This window comes from Chromobacterium sp. IRSSSOUMB001, from assembly GCF_023507765.1.
Taxonomy (GTDB): domain Bacteria; phylum Pseudomonadota; class Gammaproteobacteria; order Burkholderiales; family Chromobacteriaceae; genus Chromobacterium; species Chromobacterium haemolyticum.
This window is the reverse complement of sequence record NZ_JALCYU010000006.1, coordinates 15513-34089: the sequence shown is the minus strand read 5'-3', so window position 1 is coordinate 34089 and position 18577 is coordinate 15513. Positions and strand designations below refer to the sequence as shown.

The following is an 18577-nucleotide window of genomic DNA, read 5'->3' as shown; positions in this document are numbered from 1 at the left end:
GCAGCAACTGCGCAGGCTGCTTTACCATGGCCGCGCCATTTGGCAGGCGCATGGTGGGGGAGTGCCATGGCACTCGCCGGTTTGGAGACAGTCCGGTACGCCAATCCTGCCACGCGCCTGCCTAATACCTCAGCCTTCCCCGGCAGGTGGTTTATCTTGTGTCACAGCAGGAGAAACACCATGCATCACGCTCAAAACTTCCCCCGTCGCCGCCGCTACAAACTGCACTCGCTGGAGCAGCAGGAAGCCTTGCTCCCCTTTGTTCGTTTCTGCCCCGGCCGCACCTATCGGCATTACTGGCAAATGCCCACGCCCCGTAAGGACTACCCCGCCGACAGCGCCTATGGCCGCGAATGCGCGGCGCATTTGCTGCAATGGATGAAGGACAACCGCGAATACGTCGGCAAGGGCCTGCTCAGCCGTGTGGCGCGCGACATCGACTTTGACGACCGCGACGGACGCGGCCAGTGGATGGGCTTCTTCAACTATCTGGAAATCATGATGCTGCTGGGGGCCGATCGGGTCCGGGTCTATCGCCATGTGGATAGCCAACATCAGCTCTATCTGGCGCTGGGACAGCGCTTCAGCCTGGAAGCGCGCTTCCGCCGTATCCGGCTGCGCAACCGCTGACCTAAGCTGGTGGGTATCGCTACGCTCAACCCACCCCACGGCGAATGGTCTTGTAGGGTGGGTGGAGCCGCAGGCAATACCCACCAAGCCCCGCCGGGGATTAGCCTCGCCGCCTTTCCTTGTGCGTCACGGTTAAGGATTTTGTGGAGCGACGGCTACCGCAAACAAGAGCCGGAATGAAAACGCGCGTCCTGTCTTTCAGGACGCGCCGCCCTGCCAACAGACGCCGCCAAGCAGAGGTTCCGCCCAGAAAGGCGGGCGGGTTCCCTCGTCCGAGACTTTGGCCATTTCCACCCAAGCCTCCTGCTTGCTCCATTCATACAAGACGCCGGGCTGGATCAGATGCAGGTAGACGCGCTCGAATGCCGACGACTCTAGCAAATCATGAGTAGCGGCAGTCAGCGCCGCTTCCTGAATAAAGGCGGGAAACAGGGTGGTGGCGGCCACGCCGCCGAACTGCGGGATATTGGCCGCCAGCAGCAGGCTCAATTCATAGCCCGGCTTGGCCGCGTAACGCTTCACGCATTTGGCCTGAATCCGGTATTTGATCGCGGCGATGGGGGCGTTGGGCACGCTGATGTCCACATCCTCGCCCTGTTGCGCCTGGCGCACTTCGCGCGCGCGCAGACAGCCTTTGCCGCCGCCAAAAAGATGCTCATCCGCATGCACTTCCGTCACTTCAAAAGCGATTCGCCGGCCGTCGCTGAGGGTGGCGCCGACATCCGGCAGCGGCGGCGGCCAGGACTGCCGGTCCACGGCGTGCAAACCCTTGCGCTGCAATAACCGCAGCACCAGTTCCTGCTCCTTCTGCGCTTTTAACGCCATCGGCCTCCCCCTGCGCACGTCCGGCGGCGTTGCGGCGCGGCGGTGGCCGAAACGCCGAGACGCGGTTATTTTGGCTATCGCTCAACCCAACCCGGCACAAGATATTTCTTTTTAGCACAAAAAATAAGCTATTCAGATTGGATTTAAAGTTTGATAAGCGATGCCGCGCCACCGCGGGGCGTGTTTCAGTCTTGGGCATCCCCTTCGCCGGGCAGCACCACGAACTCGCCGTCCAGGCCGCCCACCGCTTCGCCGTCGCATTCCAGCGCCACCGCCAGCCGCAGCCGTCCCATGCGTCCGCGCCGCAAGGCACGCTCCAGTTTGTCCCAGGCGGCCGGCTCCGGCGCGGCGGCGCGGGCCAGGAAGCCGGCGGCGATGGGCTTGTCGTAACGCATGCTGTTGCCGTGGATGATGACGCGGCCGGGCAAGCCGCGTTCGCACAAGCGCATGAACACCAGACACCAGGCGGCGAGGATGGCCACCGCCGAGGCGCTGCCGCCAAACACGGTGGCGCGGTGGTTGATATTGGGCGCCAGCGGCGCGCGCAGGATCACGCTATCGCCGCTGGCCTCGACCACGCCAACCGCCATCGCGGCGGACAGCGGGATGTGTTGGTGCAGGTAGTCTTCAAGCGCCTGTGGACTCATGTTTTTCTCCCGGTTCGGCGCGGCCGGCTTTGGCGGCGCCGCCTCCATTCTGCCCCAACAGGTGGCGTTGGAAAAACCACAGGCTGTGGCCCAGTTGCAGCACCTGGTTTTCGCGCTTGGCCGCGCCGTGGCCTTCGTCCGGGAACAGGATCAGGCCGCCGTCCACGCCTTTGCCGGCCATGGCGCGGAACATTTGCCGCGCCTCGCCCACCGGCACCCGCGGGTCGCTGACGCCCTGGATGATCAGCAGCGGGTCGCGCAGCTTGTCGATATGGTTGATGGGCGACAATTGCTCCAGCGCGGCGCGATCCCGGTCCAGCTCGCCGTACTCGGCGGCGCGCAGCGCGCGGCGGTAAGGCGCGGTGTTTTGCAGGAAGCTGACCAGGTTGGCGATGCCGACATTGGACACGCCTGCGTCGTAGGCGCCGGCGAAGATGGTCATCGCCGCCAGCGTGGAGTAGCCGCCGTAGCTGCCGCCCATCACGCCGACCTTGGGCGCAACGCCGGCCGCGCCCCACTGGCTGCGGATGTAAAGCGCGGCGTCTTCGATATCGGACAGCACTTGCAGCCGGCGCGGGCCGTTGTCGCTGTCCAGCCAGGTTTTGCCGTAGCCAATGGAGCCGCGCACATTGGGCTGCACATAGATGAAGCCGGCGTCGACGAACAACTGCGCCTGCGGCGAGAAGCCGGCGCGGCTCTGTCCTTCCGGGCCGCCGTGGAAGTTGACCACTACCGGACAGGGCGTGGCCGCGCAGCGAGCCGGTCGACGCACAAACATCGGAATCGGCGTGCCGTCGCGCGCCGGATAGCTTTCCAGGCTGGCCTTGGCGAAGCCGCGGGTATCCAGCTCCGGCGTGGACGGCAGCAACCATTGGCCGAGCTTGCCGCTCTTGCTGTCCCAAACATGGCTGCTGGCCGGCGCGGTGTCGGTTTCCACGCTGAAATTGACGTAGCGACCGTCGCGGCTGAGGTTGACCACATTGACCTGGGCCGCGCCGGGGAAGGCCGGCAGCTTCAGCGCGCGGTAATGGCGGCGGCCGTCCAAGGCCAGCGCCTTGCCGTAGCCGTCCTGGCTCAGCGTGTAGTAAACGCGGCCCTGCTCGCGGTCGATGTTGAGGTTCTCGACGTCGCCGCGCGTTTCCGGCGTCAGCGGCTGGAACGCGCCGGCGCGCCACAGATAGAGGCGATGGTATTCGCCGAACTTATTGGTGCGCACCAGGTATTCGCCGTCGCGCAGGCCGAAGTCCATACGATAGTCGGTGGTTTCGCCTTGGCCCAGCAGCGGCTGCAAGGGCTTGCCGTCCGGCGTCCACAGATAAAATTCGGCGCTGGCGTTGCTCAGCGTTTTTTGCAGCAACAGGCGGCCGTCGTCGCGGTGGCCGGCAATGCTCCAGGCGCCGCGCTCGCCGAACAGGCGCTCGCGGCGGCCGTCGGCCAGCCGGTAACGGTACAGGGTGTAGCTGTCGGCCCGCTCGTCATTGCTGCGGTAGTACAGCCACTGGCCGTCCTTGCTGAGGAACTGGAACTGGGTCTGCACGCCGGGCTTGTGCTGCACTTCGCGCAGCGCGCCGCCGTTGGCGGCTTGCAGATAGAGGCCGGGGTTTTCCTCGCCCTTGCGGTCGCGGCTGAGCACCAGCCAGCGCCCGTCCGGGCTGACCTCCTGAATCAGGGTGGCGTCCTCGCCGCCGGTCAGCTGCACCGGGAAGCGTTGCGGGCCGTCCAGCTTCCAGACTTGCGGCACGCCGGTGACGCGCCAGCTGAAGTACAAGGCCTTGCCGTCCGGGGCCAGCACGCCGGCGCCGGGCGCGCGCAGGTCCAACATGTTCTGCACTTTGCGGCTCAGTTCCGCCGGCAGCGGCGCGGCGCGGTAGCGCGCCACGTCCTCCGCGCTGACGCTGGCGGCGCCAAGGCCGCTGTAGCCGCTAGCGGCCCAGCCATGAGTGGAAAGCATCATTAGCGTTGCCGCGGATAAAGCACGAACCATCATGACTGCTCCTGAACCATTCGGTGGGCGGACCAGTATAGCGACCATGACAATGACGTTACAAATGTATTATTCTCATACGAACTATGCGACACTTTGTCGCATGCGGAAGGAATGGGCAGGCGCTAAACTGATGCGGTCAATCCTCATTCGCATTTGCCGCCCCTGGCCGGCAACGGCGCTAACCTTTATCCGCAAAGAACTTCCATGAAAAAACTCGCCCTGCTGGCCTTGCTGGCCGCCTCCGGCTCCGCCTTCGCCCACGTCACCCTGGAAACCCCCACCGCCGCCAGCGGCGGTTATTACAAGGGCGTGCTGAAAATCGGCCATGGCTGCAACGGCAGCCCCACCACCGCCGTCAGCGTGGAAATGCCGGAAGGCGTGCGCCTGGCGCAGCCGATGCCGAAAGCCGGCTGGGAAGTGGAAGTGGTCAAGAGCGCGGTCAAGCCTTTCGACAACTACGGCCGCAAGGTGAGCGAGGATGTGAGCCGCATCACCTGGAAGGGCGGCAAGCTGCCGTCCAATTTCTACGATGAGTTCGTGTTCCAGGCCAAGATCGCCGCCCAGCCGGGCAAGCTGTTCTTCAAGGTGAAGCAGCAATGCGAGCAGGGCGAGACCAACTGGGCGGAGATTCCGGCCGCCGGCCAGGACGCGCATGAGCTGAAGAGCCCGGCGGCGGAGTTGACGGTGACGGCGGCAGGCGCGGCCGGCCATCATCATTAAGCCTTCTCCCTAGCTCCCATGAAAAACGCCGACGGCGAGTCTCTCGCGGCCGGCGTTGTTGCATGGATGGGTGGAGCCAGAGCCTATTTACGATCTTGCGAGCTAGAGCGAGACAAGGCGAAAACCGCTGAGAAAGCGGAAGTACATACGGTACATGAGCATTTCGAAGGGGTTTTCAACGCCGTATCGCCGACGCGCAGCAGATCGTAAACAGGGTCAGCTGCGGAATAAGCCCTTGAGCAGGTCCGTCCCCTGGGACAACAGATCCTCGCCTTGCGGCACCTGGCCGTTGGGGGTCAGCTTGTCCACCAGACCGGGCAAGTGCTCAGCCACCAGCTGCGACAGTTGGCCCTGCTCCAGGCCAAACTTCTCGGCCAGGCCGGACAGCTGCTCCAAGCCCAGCACTTGCTGAATCTGCTCGGCGGACACCGGCAGATTGCCGCCCTGGCCCACCCAGGACGACACCAGCTCGCCCAGGCCGCCTTGCTGGAATTGCTCCAACAGGCTGGATAGGCCGCCCTGCTGTTGCAGCAAGGCCTGCAAGGCTCCGCCAGCGCCGCCTTCCGCGCCGCCGGACAGCAAACCGCTCAAGGAATCGAATAAAGCCATGGTGCTCTCCTGTTTGCCGCGCACGGGGCGCGAATCTCGGTAAAAACGGCAGCGTTAGCGCGCCGGCTCAAGCCGCTAGCAAACCCGCCAACCCTCGCATCGTCTGCCAAGGATCGCCGGTTTCCACGCCCTTGATCTGACGGTCTATGCGTGCGCACTCGTCCAGCGCGGTCATCAGCTTGCGCGGGCCGATGCGGCGCAAGGCCGGCTCGGCCAAACGCTGCTTGTCGCCCCATAAACGCAGTTCGCGCGCCATGTCGCGCGCGTTGCGTCCATCCTTCAGGCCCTGCCGCAGGCGCAGCAACATGCGCACGTCTTCGGTCAGCGACCACAACACCAGCACCGGCGCCTCGCCTTCGGCCATCAAGCCGTCCAACATGCGCAACACCCGCGGCACATCGCCGGCCAGCCAGGATTCGGACAAATGGAACACGTCGAAGCGGGCCACATTCGCCACCGCGGCGCGCAGTTGCTCCAGCGTCAATTCTCCGGCCGGGTACAGTAGGGCCAGCTTGTCCACTTCCTGGCGCGCGGCCAGCAAATTGCCTTCGACGCGATCAACAAAGAAGGCCAGCGCTTCGCCGCCCAGCGACTGGCCCTGGGCCTTGAGCCGGCGCGAGATCCAGCTTGGCAGCTCAGCGCGGCCCACCAATCGGGCCTCCACGGTCACCGCCAGCTTTTCCAGTGCCTGGAACCACTTGGACTGCTGCTGCGCGCGCTCCAGCTTGGGCAGGGTAATCAGGGTCACCGTGTCCTGCGGCGGCTGGGCCGCCAGCTGTTGCAGCGCCTCGGCGCCTTCAGTGCCGGGCTTGCCGTTCGGAATGCGGATTTCCAGCAGCTTTTGCTCGGCGAACAGCGAAACGCTGCTCATCGCGTCGCGCAGCTGCGACCAATCGAAACCCGCCTCCACCGTCAACACTTCGCGCTCCTGATAGCCTTGATCGCGCGCCGCCTGACGCAGCGCGTCGGCGGCCTCCAAGGCCAGCAGCGCTTCCTCGCCGTGGATCAGGTACAGCGGCGCCAGGCCCTTGCCCAGCGCCGCGATCAGCGCGTCAGGGCTTAGGCTGGGCATCGGCGGGCTTCAGGCTTTGCGGGCCGGTCAGCGGCGCGGCGGCCGGCTTTTTCAGGTAAGCCAGCCGGCGCACGATCTGCTCGGCCGCGTCGCGACGGGCGTCGGCCCAGATCAGGGCTTCTTCCTGCTCCTTGCCGAGGATGGCGCTATCCGAGTAGTTCATGCTGCGTCGCACGACCACGGTCATGTCCGGCTCCACCGGCACTCCGAACAGCACGGTGCGCACCACGGCGGTATAGGTCAGCTGGTACTCGTTGATCTTGCCGCCCACGTTCAGGGTCAGGATGTCCTTGGACTGGTTTTCGCTGAGGATGGTCACCACCGCCTCGGCCTGCTTGGAATTGTCCAGCACTTGCAGGCGCGGGTCGCGCGCCAGCACGGTGCGCACATCGCCGGCCACCGCGGTGCCGCCGCCGTCGAAATACAGCGAGGCGAACGGCAGCGGCTTCATCGGGCCGCCCAGGCCGCGCAGGTGGAAGCCGCAAGCGCTCAGCGTGACGGCCAGCAGCGCCAGCCACAACCATTGCAGGGAAAGTCTCATTCACGATTCCTTATCGGGAAACAATGCTTGCCTGGCCCGGTCCAGCGCGCAGGCCGCGCCCAGGACCGGGGCCACGTCGGTTTACACCACGATGTTGACCAGGCGGCCCGGCACTACGATGATTTTTTTGGCCGGCTTGCCTTCCATGAACTTCTGCACGTTTTCATGCGCCAGCGCCGCGGCCTCGATCGCGTCCTTGGCCGCATCCGCGGCCACGGTGACGCTGCCGCGCAGCTTGCCGCCCACCTGCACCATCAGTTCGATCTCGCTCTTGACCAGCGCGCTCTCGTCTACTTTCGGCCAGGTTTGTTGCAGCAGTTCGCTGCCCGGGCGCAGCGCGTTCCACAGCGCGTCGCAGATATGCGGCACGATGGGAGACAGCAGCAGCACGACGGTTTCCAGCGTTTCCTGCGCCACCGCGCGGCCGGCGTCGCCGGACTTGTCGGTTTTGTCGTAGGTGTTCAGCAGTTCCATCACCGCGGCGATGGCGGTGTTGAATTGCTGACGGCGGCCGTAGTCATCGGCCACTTTCTGGATGGTGGCGTGCAGCTTGAAGCGCAGATCCTTCAGGCCGGCGGACAGTTCGCCGCCGCTGTAGGCCGGAGCCAGGCCGGCGGCTACATGCTCGTTCGTCACTTTCCACAAACGCTTGAGGAAGCGGAACGCGCCTTCCACGCCCGCGTCCGACCATTCCAGGCTCTGTTCCGGCGGAGCCGCGAACATCATGAACAAACGTGCGGTGTCCGCGCCGTAGTTTTCAATGAATTCCTGCGGGTCCACGCCGTTGTTCTTGGACTTGGACATCTTCTCGATGCCGCCCACCACCACCGGCAGGCCGTCGACGCGATGCTTGGCGGCGACGATCTTGCCCTTGGCGTCGCGCTCCAGCACCACGTCCTGCGGCGCGATCCAATCGGTGGCGCCGTTGGGCAGTTCGCGGTAGAAGGTTTCGCACACCACCATGCCCTGGGTCAGCAGGCTCTTGAACGGCTCGTCGCTGGACACCAGGCCTTCGTCGCGCATCAGCTTATGGAAGAAGCGCGCGTACAGCAGGTGCAAAATGGCGTGTTCGATGCCGCCGACGTACTGGTCCACTTGCAGCCAGTAGTCCGCCGCCTTCTTGTCCACCATCGCGGTGTCGCACTTGGGCGAGGCGTAGCGCGCGTAGTACCAGCTGGACTCGACGAAAGTGTCCATGGTGTCGGTTTCGCGCTTGGCCGCGCCGCCGCATTTCGGGCAGCTGGTTTCGTAGAATTCCGGCATTTTGGCCAACGGGGAGCCCGCGCCGTCCGGAATCACGTTTTCCGGCAACGTCACCGGCAGGTCTTTTTCCGGCACCGGCACATCGCCGCAGCTCTGGCAGTGGATGATGGGGATAGGGCAGCCCCAGTAGCGCTGGCGCGAAATACCCCAGTCGCGCAGACGGTACTGGGTTTTCTTCTGGCCGGCGGCCTTGGCTTCCAGATCGCCGACGATGGCGTCGAAGGCGGCGGCGAAGTTCCGCCCGTCGTATTTGCCGCTGTTCACGGTGCGGATGCTGTCATCCTTGGCCGCGTACCAGTCCTGCCAAACGGCGGCGTCGAAGTTGTCGTCGCCGTTGGCCGGCGCGTAGACCTGCTGGATCGGCAGCTGGTATTTGTTGGCGAATTCGAAGTCGCGCTCGTCGTGCGCCGGCACCGCCATCACCGCGCCTTCGCCGTAGCCCCACAGCACGTAGTTGGCCACCCATACCGGCAGCTTGGCGCCGGTCAGCGGGTGGACGACGAACAGGCCGGTGTCCATGCCCTTCTTTTCCATCTTGGCCACATCGGCCTCGGCCACGGAGCCGGCCTTGCATTCAGCGATGAAGGCTTGCAGCTCCGGCTTGCCGGCCGCGGCCTGGGTGGCCAGCGGGTGTTCGGCGGCCACGGCGACATAGGTGGCGCCCATCAGGGTGTCCGGGCGGGTGGTGTAGACCTTGAGCTGGCCTGCATGGCCGATGCTGGCTTCGTCGTAGGCGAAGGCCACGTCGGAGCCAAAGCTCTTGCCTATCCAGTTGCGTTGCATGGTCTTGACCTGCTCCGGCCAGCCGTCCAGCTTGTCCAGGTCCGCCAGCAACTGCTCGGCGTAGTCGGTGATGCGGAAGTAATACATCGGGATTTCGCGCTTTTCCACCAGCGCGCCGGAGCGCCAGCCGCGGCCGTCCACCACTTGTTCGTTGGCCAGCACGGTCTGATCCACCGGGTCCCAGTTGACCACGCCATTTTTCTTGTAGATCACGCCTTTTTCAAACAAACGGGTGAACAGCCACTGTTCCCAACGGTAGTAGTCCGGCTTGCAGGTGGCCAGCTCGCGCTCCCAGTCCAGCGCAAAACCCAGGCTGTCCAGTTGCTGCTTCATGTACTCGATGTTGGCGTAAGTCCAGGCAGCCGGCGCGCCGCCGTTTTTCATAGCGGCGTTCTCGGCCGGCAGGCCGAAGGCGTCCCAGCCCATCGGCTGCAGCACGTTGAAGCCTTGCAGGCGCTTGAAGCGGGCCAGCACGTCGGTGATGGTGTAGTTGCGCACATGGCCCATGTGCAGCTTGCCGGACGGATACGGGAACATCGACAAAGCGTAGTATTTGGGACGCGAGGCGTCTTCCACGGCTTTGAAGGCGGCAGTCTTCTGCCATTTCTGCTGGGCGGCGGCTTCTACCGCGCGCGGGCTGTATTGTTCTTGCATGGCGATCTTTGTCTGGACTCTGAAATTCAAAAGGCGGAAATACAAAAGGCGGGCTGCCCGGAGGCGCCAGTGATGAGCCGCGCTCTGGATAGCCCGTCCGCAAAAAGGTTGCCCCCATTATAACGGCGTCTTCGCTCCCGCGATAAGACCCCAAAAAAACAAATGCTTGGCCGGCTACTCAGCCTAGCGCAATCACGGGCAGAGCTTGACGCCCCAGCCTTTGCGGCCGCGCCAGCAGGAGAAGTCCTCCTTCACCGCGCGTATGGTCCAGACATCGTTCTCGCGGCTAAGCTTGAAGCGCTGGCGCGTGCCCTTGACGCTGTCGTCCATCAGGCCTTCGCGCAGCAAGGCGATGCTGGCTTTGTCGAACGCTTCCGGCTGGCTGGTCTGGATCACTTTCAGGCTGCGGTACTCGAACTGGCCGTCCTCGCCCAGGCGGTTCTTGGCAAAGCGCAGCACCACCTCAAGCGGCAGTTCGCCCGGCTGGCCGGCAAACGGCAAGCGCGCTTCGTCGCTGTAGGCAGAGGCGGCGGCCGGTATTCCGGCCAGTACGGCCGCGGCGCAGAGAACGAGAGTTTTCAATTGCCATTCTTTCCATGTCGAAAGCCAGGTTCGACCTGCCAAGGCGCCAAATAGTTGCGCCGGCTCAGAAGCGCTTCAATGTCCGCCGCGCGTAGACGGAGCCGTTAGACAGGGGGGTTCGAACAGCCGCTTTCTCAGACCCGCCCGGCCAGGTGAGCATCGCGGAAACGCTCCAGTTGCCGCAGCAGCGCCTCAAGTATGCCCGGCTCCCACAGCGAGTGGCCGGCGGCCTCCACCAGTTCGTAGTGGGCCTGCGGCCAGGCCTGGGCCAAGCGCAGCGCGGTGGCCGGCGGACAGACCACGTCATAGCGACCTTGCACGATGGCGGCGGGAATATGGCGGATGCGCGCCAGCCCGTCCAACAGCGCGCCTTCCGGCAGAAACACGCGGTTGACGAAGTAATGAGCTTCCAGCCGCGCCAGCGACAATGCCACGTATTCGCTGCCGGCGCGTTCGGCGGCGTCGGCGTTGGGGCGCAGCGCGACGCAAGCGCCCTCGTAACGTCCCCAGGCGCGACAAGCCGGCAGGTGCACCGCCGGATCGGGATCGGTCAGACGCCGGTAGTACGCGGCCAGCAAGTCTCCGCGTTCAGCCTCCGGGATGGGCGCGACGAAACGCTGCCATTCCTCGGGAAAGAACTGGCCCATGCCGTGCAGGAACCAGTCGATCTCGCTGCGCTCGCCCAGGAAGATGCCGCGCAGGATCAGCCCGCTGACACGGTCCGGATGCGCCTGGGCGTAAGCCAGCGCCAGCGTGCTGCCCCAGGAGCCTCCGAACACCAGCCAGCGCTCAATACCCAGGTGCTCGCGCAGCCGCTCGATGTCCGCCACCAGATGGGCGGTGCTGTTGTCGCGCAGCTCGCCGCGCGGCGTCGAACGGCCGCTGCCACGCTGATCGAACAGCACCGCGCGGTAAAAGCCGGGGTCGAACAACTGACGGCAGGCCGGCACGCAGCCATCGCCCGGTCCGCCGTGAAGATAGAGCGCCGGATAGCCCTGCGGCAAACCGCATTGCTCCCAATACATCGCATGCAAGCCATCCAGCGGCAACATGCCGCTGGCGAACGGTGCTATAGGCGGATACAACATGGCCTCTCCATACGGGGAACAAGGGAAAACGCGCCGCGCTCAACCGCGCAGCAGGTCGTATAGCATCTCGCTGGCCATTACCGCCATCAAGGCGGCGAACACCTGCTTCAAGCGGGCCACCGGCAGCTTGTGCGCGGCGCGCGCCCCCAAGGGGGCCATCAACACCGTCATCAGCATCAGCGCCAGCATGGCCGGCAGATAAACGAAGCCCAAGGCGCCGGCCGGCAAGCCGGCCGCGCCCCAGCCGCTATAAAGGTAGCCGACGGCGCCGGATACGGCGATAGGCCAGCCCAGCGCCGCGCTGGTGGCGATGGCGGTGTGCACCGGCACATTGCACCAGCTCATATAGGGCACGCTCATCGAGCCGCCGCCTATGCCCACCCAGCTGGAGATCATGCCGATCAGCCCGCCGGCGCTCCATTGCCCGGCCTGACCCGGTATTCCGCGGCTGGCGTGCGGCCTGAGGTTGAAGAACATCTGCACGGCAACCAGATAGGCATAGCCCACGAAGAACCATTTCAGCGCCAGCCCGGAGATCGCGCCGGCCACCAGGCTGCCCAGCAGGGTGCCAACCACCATCGCCGGCGCCATCGCCCTCACGATGCGCCAATCCACCGCACCCTTCTTATGATGGGCCCGCACGCTAGATAGGCTGGTGAACACCATGACCGCCAGCGAAGTGCCCACCGCCAGATGTTGGGCATGATCGCCGCCCAACTGCGCGGCGGACAAGACGCCCAAAACCACCGGCACAATGACCAGGCCGCCGCCGACGCCGAGCAATCCGGCCAGGAAGCCGGCCAGGAAGCCGGCCACCGCGCCGCAGGTCAGCAGCGCCAGAATCAGCGGAACGCTCAGCATGCCAGCAACTGTTCAGTGATGTAGCGCCATTCGTCCTCGCTCAACGGGGTGATGGACAAGCGATTGCCGCGCTTGAGCACCGTCATCTCAGCCAGGGGCGGGTGTTGACGCAGCTCCGCCGGCGACAGCAGCCGGGTCTTGCGCAGGAAACGCACGTCCACCGCCAGCCAACGCGGCGCGTCGGGTGAAGACTTGGGGTCGTAGTAAGGGCTTTCAGGATCAAACTGACTGGAGTCCGGATGAGCGGCGGCTGCGATTTCCGCCAGACCGGCCACCCCCGGTTCCGGACAAGACGAATGCCAGAACAGCAGCCGGTCTCCCACTTGCATGCCGTCGCGCATGAAATTGCGCGCCTGATAATTGCGCACGCCGGTCCACTCGAACAAGCGCTCGGGCTCGGCGGCGAGATCGTCGATCGAAGTATCGTCCGGTTCGGACTTCATCAGCCAATATCGCATGGGCAATGTCTGTTAATTAGTCAGGAAAAGGGTTAACGCTTGCTCAATCTTACTGGAAAGATTGCCGTTTATGCTGACATTGGCATCCCAAGGGGATATGGCGATAACTGAAAGAAAGGATGAAGGCGATGAATACCCGTGCCAAACAATGTCTGCTGGGACTGGCGCTGGCCGCCGGCTTAAGCGCTTGCGTAGTAGAACCGCCCAGGGTGGCCGTCAGGCCGGTGGTGGTCAGGCCGGCCCCGGTGGTGGTGACGCCGGTTTACGGCTATTACTACGGCGGCCGCCATGACTGGCGCTGATCGCTCAATGTGTCCGCAAGTACAGCCAGCCGCCCAGCGCGGCCAGATTCAAGGCCGCGCCGCACCAGAACAAAAGCCGGAACGGCTGCCTGACGGTTTTATGGCGGAACAACCTGCGCGCCATCAGCCCGCCCGGCCAGCCGCACAACACGCCCAGCCACAACAGCCTGGCCTCAGGCGTACGCGGCCCGCCGCGCTCCGCCGCCCGCTTGTCCCGCCAATACAAAACAAAGCACAGCAGGCTCAGGCTCAGATACAGCCACGCCACCGCCCATTCCAAACGCCCCAGCAGAGCAAGCGCCGGCAAAACGGCCAGAAAGACGACGGCTAGGGGCATAAGGGCAGCCGGCGCAGGCCGGATTCGGTCAACAAATAATCGAGCCGGACGTCCCACGCTTCGCGCGGCACCCGCTCCACGCGTTGGCAATCATAGGCCACGCCCACCAGCAAGGGCTTGCCGAACTGGCGCGCGCGCTGGCGGAAGGCCAGCGTGGTGTCGTAGAACCCCCCGCCCTGGCCCATGCGATAGCCATCGTCGTCAATCGCCAGCAGCGGCACAAACAACACGTCCAGCCGTTCCGCGCGCAGCGCCGGGCCATCGTATTCGACGATCCGGTAACGCGGATGCAGATACCAGCGGTCCGCCGCGCCCAAGCGGCTGAACCAGAGCCGACGGCCGCGCCGCGGGATCTGCGGCAGATAGACTTCCGCGCCGCGCCACAGCGCGGCGCTCATCAGGACCTCCAGATCCAGCTCAGAACCGGCGGCCAGATAAGCGCCCACGCGCTTGCCGCGTTTGAGCAGCCGCGAGGCATGACGGGCGATCGCCCTCATCGCCTGCAAACGATAGCCAGGGCTCAGCGCCTGGCGCGCACGGCGAATCCGCCTGCGCAATGCGGGCTTGTCTAGGGAAACCGGATCGGAAACAAAGGAAAGTGCGGTCATGGCAGAGGGGGGAGCCCCCGCGAGTGTCGTTCGGGCAAAATTCGCTTGTACCCTGTTTCCAGGGAGGGCCGCCTGCCAGTCATTTCGGGCGCATCCTCAAGAGGACGCGGCACGCCCATGACTCACGCTAGCAGCCTGAAGCGAACGCATTGGTACAAAGGAATTGTGTGCCTTCACAAACACCGCAGGGGGTACTGACCTTGGTGTTCGCCAGCGGCTCTGCGTTTAAAACAGCGCTTGCTGGCTTTCGCGAAGCGCTTGGTCGGCGGCTTCGCTCATACTGCGTATTTTACGCTGAAACGCCGCCATCTCCAAGCCCTCTCCCACTTTTGTCTTCAACAAATCGTGGGCAATGTTCAGCGCGGCCATGATGGCTATCTTGTCGGCGTCCATTACCTTGCCGTGCTGCTGGATCATTTCGATCTTGCCGGCCAGCAGACGCACCGCCTCTTGCAGCGTTTCCTTTTCTTCCGCCGGGGTGCCAATGGTGAAGGAACGCCCCAGCAGTTCGATTTCAACCTGAGCCACGTCGCTCATTCCGCATCCTCCGACGCCTTGGGCAGGCGCTCGACCAGAGCCGCCACCCGCGCGCGGGTTTCGTTGACTTTGAAGTTCAGCTCCGCATTGTCGCGCAGCGCTTCGGACAGCGCTTCGGCAAAACGGCCGTTTTGTGTTTCAAGTTCGCGAATGCGCGCCACCAACGCCGTCACCCTCGACTCGAGATATTCCAGTTCCTTGTCCATGGCGGCGAGGATAGCCGGCGCTCACTTGGCCGTCAAACCCAGCCGCTGCCGCGCTGTGTCCAGCGCGAGACACAAGGCCTCCGCGCCGTCCACCAGCCGCGGGCCGGGCACGACCATGGCGTCGCCCGGCAGGGCGAACAGCGCGTTTTTGGCCACCGCCGGCAGCGTTTGCCAACGACGCCACATCCGCAGGCTGGCTTCGTCTCCGGTCAGAATCGCCTGCGGACGCGCCGCCACCACAGTGGCGGCGGACACTTGCGGCGCAGGTTGCCGGACATCGCCAAACACATTGACGCCGCCGCACAGGCGAATCAACGGCCCCATGAAGCTTTGGTCGCTGACGGTGAAGATGGGCGTCTGGCTGACTTGGTAGAACACCCTCACCGGCGCGCGCGCGCCATAACGCTGGCGTAGGTCCGCCAAGCGCTGGCGATAGCCTGCCGCCGCCTTGGCGGAGCTCCCATCCGCGCCGGCCAGCCGCCCCAGCGCCAGCATTTCCTTGGCCACGTCGTCCGGCTGCAAGGGGTGGCTCAGATAAACGGGAATGCCCAGGCCGCGCAAACGCTCCAGTTCACGCGGCGCTCCGCCGTCGCGCCAGGCCACCACCAGGTCCGGCCGCTGGCGCATGACCTCCTCCAGGCTGAAGCCGGTGAAGCTGCCCACCCGCGGCAAGCGCTTGGCGGCGTCCGGGTGGTCGCTATACTCCACCGTGGCCACCAGCTTGTCGCCGGCGCCGATCGCGTACAACATTTCCGTGGCGTGCGGCACCAGGGTCAAAATCCTTTGCGCCGGCTGCGCCAACGTGATGGTCTGTCCGCTGCCGTCCTGAACGCTGACCGCCGCCGTCGCCTGCAGCGCGCTCAACAGCAGCGTCAAACCCAATAACCGCCTCATGCCTCTCCTTTCAACACCAGCGGCAAGCCGCAGGCCACCAACGTCACCCGCCGACAGACCGCCGCCACCGCTTGGTTCAAACGTCCCAACTCGTCGACAAAGCAACGAGTCTGGGCATTGACCGACACCACGCCCCAGCCGATTTCATTGCTGACCAGCAACACCTCGCCCCTCGCCTGCTCCAGCGCGGCCAGCAGCTCGGCACGCTCCTGTTCGAAACCGGCGGCGTCGAAATCGCCGTCCTCGTCGAAAAAGCGCATCAGCCACATGCCCAGGCAATCTATCAGCAGCAGGCCGCTCACTATGTCATGGCGCAACAACTCAGCGGCCAGCCCACGACCGGCCTCCGCTTGCGACCACTGTGCCGGACGCCTCCGGCGATGATGCTCGACGCGGGCGGCGAACTCGGCGTCGCCGCCGCGCAGCTCCGCCGTGGCCAGATAGCAAACCGGGCCGGGATGAGCCAGGGCCAGGGATTCGGCGTAGCGGCTCTTGCCGCTGCGCGCGCCGCCGGTGATCAGGTGGGGCATGGGAATTCCTTACTGACTGAAACGAACCCCAAGGAAAACACCCAGTCCGCCGGTGTTGTACCCATAAGCAGTTTCATATTCGCGATTGAACAGATTGTCCGCTCGAGCCGTGGCAGTCCAATTTTTGGCAAAACGATAATTGGCAAAAAAATTGGTCACGCCGTAACCGTGCAGCGCTTTGGCCTCCGAATTAGTCGCATCTCCCGCTCGGCGCGACGCGACTTGCTGCTCCGCTCCCAGCGTCCATTTTTCCCACTGCTTGGCGGCGGAGACGCTAGCACTCTGGCGCGGCCGGTTCGCCAACCAACTGCCTGTCTTATCGTCTCGTGCATCCATCAACGTCAAATTACCTTGCCAGTCGATGCTGAGCCATTGGGCCGCCGCCTCCAATGACAGCCCCCGGATCGTTGCGCGATCCACATTGCTCGGGCGCCATGAATTGGAATCAGCGGGATTAGTTTGTGCCCACTGAATCAACTGCTCCACTTTGTTCTGAAATAGGGTCAAGCTAGCCGAACGGCCATCTTTTCGGTATTGCAGGGCCAGTTCTGTATTCTTTGAACTCTCCGGCTTTAGATTGGGGTTGCCGCTGTCTGGATAGTACAGATCGTTAAAGGACGGTGCTTTATACCCTGTGCCATAACCTACACGCGCAAGCCAACCATCGGCGAAACGATAGCCATAACCGGCTTTACCGGTCATTTTCCCCCCAAATTGATCATCATGATCGTTTCGAAGGCTAGCTTGCAGAAGATGCTTGCCCAACTCCAACTGGTAGCTCACGAATCCGGCATTGGTGGTTCGGCTGTTCTTGGTATAAGTGCCATCACTAGCGATTTTCTGATCCAAATGAGAAGCGCCCAGAATAAATACGCCAAGCTTGGTACTCAGATCATTCTGCCACTGCCATTCGTTCTGCGTAGTCTGGAAAAAGCTGGTGCGCCGATCGAAATCACCGTTATGGAACTCCTCGGACTTATCTTGACTGCGAGCAAAACGCAGAGTGCTGGTCCAAACGTCATTGAAGCGATTTTTTGATTCAACGCTCTGCCCAGTCAGGCGCGACTTGGAGCGATCTTGCCCCTTCCACGCATTGGTATAGTCAATGTCAGCCTCAGCGAAGGTCTGGAATAGACGCACGGTCAAGTCATGGCCAGGCGACAAGGTCTGCGTCAAGCTAGCGGCGTAACTATCATTGCGATACCCGTCGTTGTCCGGGTTGTAGTAATCCGTGTTGCGTGAATTCGTCGCCGAAAAACCATCGGACTGAGCATGCGAGAACTGCAGACTATAAGCGGTACTCCCCGACTTTCCCGCTACGCCGGCGCTTAGCTTGCCTGTGCCTCGGCTGCCAAACTCCACCCCCGCGTTCCATCGTGGCTCGCCCTCGCCTTTGCGAGTGAAGATCTGAATCACCCCGCCAATGGCATCTGCGCCGTATAAACTGGACGCAGGCCCGCGCAGAATTTCAATGCGCTCGATCTGGGCCAATGGAATATTCTGAATCGTCGTGGTACCGAGCGTGGCGGAATAAATTCGCACGCCGTCCACCAGCACCACCGTATGGCTATCCTTGTTGCCGCGGATATAGATGCTGCTGGCGCTGCCAGGGCCGCCATTGCTGGCGATAGAAACAGCCGCTTGACGCGACAACACTTGTTGCAGGGTTTGCGCCCCGCTTTCTTCGATTTCCTCGCGCGTGACCACGGTCGCATCGGCTAGCGTGCGCGACAGCGATTGCGCCACGCGACCCGCCGTCACCACTACCGGATCCCCGGCGAACTCGGGCACATTGGCGGCATAGGCCTGGCCGGAGCAGGCCAGCGAGACCAGCGAGACCAGCAACGCGCATTGTTGGGGTTTGAACATGAAACACACTCCACATCGAATCTGGCCGCCGCGGCGGCATGGTTAGGAAGAGTGCGAAGAAGGCATAAAAAGGGGGACGCCGCGGCAGGACGCCGGGCCGTCTGTCGGATCGCCTCCCCGCGATACTCCAGTGCGGCCGCCTTCCGGGCGGCCATTGGGCGGGCGCGAGTGTGGTTTCCATGATCGCGCATGCCAGCAGGCCGGTCTCCGGGCTCGGCCTTGCGGCGATGCGCCTTCCCATCCGATGGACAGTGGCCGTTGCATCGCCTGGGCGTTGAGGTTCAACGCCTCGCGCGTCGAGCGCGACTCGGTTGAACAGCTTCACACGCCAGGCCTTACCGTTGCGGGGGCAGCGCCGGTCTTGCACCGGCTTCCCGTTTCATCCGCGGCGCTTGAGCCGCGGACACCTGCTAGGTTCCGGATTATACCGGAGAGCATCCCGACGGGATGGCGCCAAAAGAAATATGTTTAGTTAGGATCAAATCGTCCACCGGCTGCGGGTTGCCCCGGTGGCAGGCTATCGCTTAAAGTCGCCGCTGAATCACTCTCTCATCCAGGCTGGAGTTGGCCATCT

The 18577-nt window shown here is 63.8% G+C and carries 21 protein-coding genes, 1 other RNA gene and 1 riboswitch; of the genes, 3 read left to right on the top strand and 19 right to left on the bottom strand.

Features of this window, described 5'->3' with window-relative positions; translation table 11 throughout:
• Positions 1 to 180 precede the first annotated feature (180 nt).
• Positions 181 to 630 carry a hypothetical protein gene (locus MOV80_RS09485; RefSeq protein WP_043592416.1) on the top strand — a complete coding sequence of 150 codons (450 nt, stop codon included), beginning with the start codon at positions 181 to 183 and terminating at the stop codon, positions 628 to 630.
• 198 nt (positions 631 to 828) lie between these two features.
• Here MOV80_RS09485 and MOV80_RS09480 read toward each other — a convergent pair whose 3' ends face one another.
• The 3 genes from MOV80_RS09480 to MOV80_RS09470 all read right to left on the bottom strand — a co-directional run bounded on the left by MOV80_RS09480 (position 829) and on the right by MOV80_RS09470 (position 4056).
• Entirely contained in the window at positions 829 to 1455 is a 627-nt protein-coding gene (locus MOV80_RS09480; RefSeq protein WP_019101778.1) for a hypothetical protein, read from the bottom strand.
• A gap of 185 nt (positions 1456 to 1640) precedes the next feature.
• Complete coding sequence (locus MOV80_RS09475; RefSeq protein ID WP_043592417.1) at positions 1641 to 2102, bottom strand: YiiD C-terminal domain-containing protein; 462 nt, start codon at positions 2100 to 2102, stop codon at positions 1641 to 1643.
• Positions 2083 to 4056 carry a prolyl oligopeptidase family serine peptidase gene (locus tag MOV80_RS09470; protein WP_249605076.1) on the bottom strand — a complete coding sequence of 658 codons (1974 nt, stop codon included), beginning with the start codon at positions 4054 to 4056 and terminating at the stop codon, positions 2083 to 2085. The genes MOV80_RS09475 and MOV80_RS09470 overlap by 20 nt, the downstream gene beginning before the upstream one ends.
• A gap of 237 nt (positions 4057 to 4293) precedes the next feature.
• Here MOV80_RS09470 and MOV80_RS09465 point away from each other — a divergent pair, with 237 nt between their 5' ends.
• Positions 4294 to 4809, top strand: a complete 516-nt coding sequence (locus MOV80_RS09465) for a YcnI family protein (RefSeq protein WP_019101781.1) — start codon at positions 4294 to 4296, stop codon at positions 4807 to 4809.
• 216 nt (positions 4810 to 5025) lie between these two features.
• Here MOV80_RS09465 and MOV80_RS09460 read toward each other — a convergent pair whose 3' ends face one another.
• From MOV80_RS09460 to MOV80_RS09425, 8 genes are all read right to left on the bottom strand, one after another.
• Entirely contained in the window at positions 5026 to 5418 is a 393-nt protein-coding gene (locus MOV80_RS09460) for a YidB family protein (protein WP_249605075.1), read from the bottom strand.
• Between the two features lie 67 nt (positions 5419 to 5485).
• Positions 5486 to 6490 (bottom strand): DNA polymerase III subunit delta, encoded by a 1005-nt coding sequence (gene holA, locus MOV80_RS09455; protein WP_019101783.1) that lies wholly within the window; start codon positions 6488 to 6490, stop codon positions 5486 to 5488.
• On the bottom strand, positions 6471 to 7031 hold the full coding sequence (lptE, locus tag MOV80_RS09450; RefSeq protein WP_019101784.1) for an LPS assembly lipoprotein LptE: 561 nt from the start codon (positions 7029 to 7031) through the stop codon (positions 6471 to 6473). The genes holA and lptE overlap by 20 nt, the downstream gene beginning before the upstream one ends.
• Positions 7032 to 7112: 81 nt before the next feature.
• A complete protein-coding gene (leuS, locus tag MOV80_RS09445) occupies positions 7113 to 9731 on the bottom strand; it encodes a leucine--tRNA ligase (RefSeq protein WP_118266341.1) in 2619 nt (872 codons plus the stop codon).
• Between the two features lie 192 nt (positions 9732 to 9923).
• On the bottom strand, positions 9924 to 10313 hold the full coding sequence (locus MOV80_RS09440; RefSeq protein WP_081576195.1) for a hypothetical protein: 390 nt from the start codon (positions 10311 to 10313) through the stop codon (positions 9924 to 9926).
• 134 nt (positions 10314 to 10447) lie between these two features.
• Positions 10448 to 11401: a prolyl aminopeptidase gene (gene pip, locus MOV80_RS09435; protein WP_107732978.1), complete on the bottom strand. Its 954-nt coding sequence runs from the start codon at positions 11399 to 11401 to the stop codon at positions 10448 to 10450.
• A 39-nt stretch (positions 11402 to 11440) separates the two neighbouring features.
• The gene (locus MOV80_RS09430) at positions 11441 to 12262 is read right to left on the bottom strand and encodes a sulfite exporter TauE/SafE family protein (protein ID WP_249605074.1); all 822 of its coding nucleotides are present in this window, start codon (positions 12260 to 12262) and stop codon (positions 11441 to 11443) included.
• Positions 12256 to 12720: an EVE domain-containing protein gene (locus MOV80_RS09425; RefSeq protein WP_043638290.1), complete on the bottom strand. Its 465-nt coding sequence runs from the start codon at positions 12718 to 12720 to the stop codon at positions 12256 to 12258. The genes MOV80_RS09430 and MOV80_RS09425 overlap by 7 nt, the downstream gene beginning before the upstream one ends.
• Positions 12721 to 12848: 128 nt before the next feature.
• Here MOV80_RS09425 and MOV80_RS09420 point away from each other — a divergent pair, with 128 nt between their 5' ends.
• Positions 12849 to 13022, top strand: a complete 174-nt coding sequence (locus tag MOV80_RS09420; protein WP_162835138.1) for a hypothetical protein — start codon at positions 12849 to 12851, stop codon at positions 13020 to 13022.
• Between the two features lie 4 nt (positions 13023 to 13026).
• Here MOV80_RS09420 and MOV80_RS09415 read toward each other — a convergent pair whose 3' ends face one another.
• The 8 genes from MOV80_RS09415 to MOV80_RS09380 form a co-directional block, all read right to left on the bottom strand.
• Positions 13027 to 13359, bottom strand: a complete 333-nt coding sequence (locus MOV80_RS09415; protein WP_019101791.1) for a DUF1294 domain-containing protein — start codon at positions 13357 to 13359, stop codon at positions 13027 to 13029.
• On the bottom strand, positions 13350 to 13967 hold the full coding sequence (locus MOV80_RS09410) for a 5-formyltetrahydrofolate cyclo-ligase (RefSeq protein ID WP_051002646.1): 618 nt from the start codon (positions 13965 to 13967) through the stop codon (positions 13350 to 13352). Before MOV80_RS09410 ends, MOV80_RS09415 begins: the two co-directional genes overlap by 10 nt.
• A 10-nt stretch (positions 13968 to 13977) precedes the next feature.
• Positions 13978 to 14161: non-coding RNA, 6S RNA (gene ssrS / locus MOV80_RS09405), on the bottom strand.
• Between the two features lie 31 nt (positions 14162 to 14192).
• Entirely contained in the window at positions 14193 to 14504 is a 312-nt protein-coding gene (locus MOV80_RS09400; RefSeq protein WP_019101793.1) for a cell division protein ZapA, read from the bottom strand.
• A complete protein-coding gene (locus tag MOV80_RS09395) occupies positions 14501 to 14710 on the bottom strand; it encodes a hypothetical protein (RefSeq protein ID WP_019101794.1) in 210 nt (69 codons plus the stop codon). The genes MOV80_RS09400 and MOV80_RS09395 overlap by 4 nt, the downstream gene beginning before the upstream one ends.
• Positions 14711 to 14731: 21 nt before the next feature.
• Positions 14732 to 15604 (bottom strand): cobalamin-binding protein, encoded by an 873-nt coding sequence (locus tag MOV80_RS09390; RefSeq protein WP_118266339.1) that lies wholly within the window; start codon positions 15602 to 15604, stop codon positions 14732 to 14734.
• A complete protein-coding gene (cobU, locus tag MOV80_RS09385; RefSeq protein ID WP_019101797.1) occupies positions 15601 to 16134 on the bottom strand; it encodes a bifunctional adenosylcobinamide kinase/adenosylcobinamide-phosphate guanylyltransferase in 534 nt (177 codons plus the stop codon). Before cobU ends, MOV80_RS09390 begins: the two co-directional genes overlap by 4 nt.
• 9 nt (positions 16135 to 16143) lie before the next feature.
• A complete protein-coding gene (locus MOV80_RS09380) occupies positions 16144 to 18003 on the bottom strand; it encodes a TonB-dependent receptor (RefSeq protein WP_118266337.1) in 1860 nt (619 codons plus the stop codon).
• A gap of 180 nt (positions 18004 to 18183) precedes the next feature.
• Positions 18184 to 18429: riboswitch (cobalamin riboswitch) on the bottom strand.
• Positions 18430 to 18577 lie beyond the last annotated feature (148 nt).

What these genes read in the sequence shown, in the direction of transcription:
- MOV80_RS09485 (WP_043592416.1), top strand. Translation starts at nt 181, where the DNA reads ATGCATCACGCTCAAAACTTCCCCCGTCGCCGCCGCTACAAACTGCAC.
- MOV80_RS09480 (WP_019101778.1), bottom strand. Translation starts at nt 1,455, where the DNA reads ATGGCGTTAAAAGCGCAGAAGGAGCAGGAACTGGTGCTGCGGTTATTG.
- MOV80_RS09475 (WP_043592417.1), bottom strand. Translation starts at nt 2,102, where the DNA reads ATGAGTCCACAGGCGCTTGAAGACTACCTGCACCAACACATCCCGCTG.
- MOV80_RS09470 (WP_249605076.1), bottom strand. Translation starts at nt 4,056, where the DNA reads ATGATGCTTTCCACTCATGGCTGGGCCGCTAGCGGCTACAGCGGCCTT.
- MOV80_RS09465 (WP_019101781.1), top strand. Translation starts at nt 4,294, where the DNA reads ATGAAAAAACTCGCCCTGCTGGCCTTGCTGGCCGCCTCCGGCTCCGCC.
- MOV80_RS09460 (WP_249605075.1), bottom strand. Translation starts at nt 5,418, where the DNA reads ATGGCTTTATTCGATTCCTTGAGCGGTTTGCTGTCCGGCGGCGCGGAA.
- holA (WP_019101783.1), bottom strand. Translation starts at nt 6,490, where the DNA reads ATGCCCAGCCTAAGCCCTGACGCGCTGATCGCGGCGCTGGGCAAGGGC.
- lptE (WP_019101784.1), bottom strand. Translation starts at nt 7,031, where the DNA reads ATGAGACTTTCCCTGCAATGGTTGTGGCTGGCGCTGCTGGCCGTCACG.
- leuS (WP_118266341.1), bottom strand. Translation starts at nt 9,731, where the DNA reads ATGCAAGAACAATACAGCCCGCGCGCGGTAGAAGCCGCCGCCCAGCAG.
- pip (WP_107732978.1), bottom strand. Translation starts at nt 11,401, where the DNA reads ATGTTGTATCCGCCTATAGCACCGTTCGCCAGCGGCATGTTGCCGCTG.
- MOV80_RS09430 (WP_249605074.1), bottom strand. Translation starts at nt 12,262, where the DNA reads ATGCTGAGCGTTCCGCTGATTCTGGCGCTGCTGACCTGCGGCGCGGTG.
- MOV80_RS09425 (WP_043638290.1), bottom strand. Translation starts at nt 12,720, where the DNA reads ATGCGATATTGGCTGATGAAGTCCGAACCGGACGATACTTCGATCGAC.
- MOV80_RS09420 (WP_162835138.1), top strand. Translation starts at nt 12,849, where the DNA reads ATGAATACCCGTGCCAAACAATGTCTGCTGGGACTGGCGCTGGCCGCC.
- MOV80_RS09415 (WP_019101791.1), bottom strand. Translation starts at nt 13,359, where the DNA reads ATGCCCCTAGCCGTCGTCTTTCTGGCCGTTTTGCCGGCGCTTGCTCTG.
- MOV80_RS09410 (WP_051002646.1), bottom strand. Translation starts at nt 13,967, where the DNA reads ATGACCGCACTTTCCTTTGTTTCCGATCCGGTTTCCCTAGACAAGCCC.
- MOV80_RS09400 (WP_019101793.1), bottom strand. Translation starts at nt 14,504, where the DNA reads ATGAGCGACGTGGCTCAGGTTGAAATCGAACTGCTGGGGCGTTCCTTC.
- MOV80_RS09395 (WP_019101794.1), bottom strand. Translation starts at nt 14,710, where the DNA reads ATGGACAAGGAACTGGAATATCTCGAGTCGAGGGTGACGGCGTTGGTG.
- MOV80_RS09390 (WP_118266339.1), bottom strand. Translation starts at nt 15,604, where the DNA reads ATGAGGCGGTTATTGGGTTTGACGCTGCTGTTGAGCGCGCTGCAGGCG.
- cobU (WP_019101797.1), bottom strand. Translation starts at nt 16,134, where the DNA reads ATGCCCCACCTGATCACCGGCGGCGCGCGCAGCGGCAAGAGCCGCTAC.
- MOV80_RS09380 (WP_118266337.1), bottom strand. Translation starts at nt 18,003, where the DNA reads ATGTTCAAACCCCAACAATGCGCGTTGCTGGTCTCGCTGGTCTCGCTG.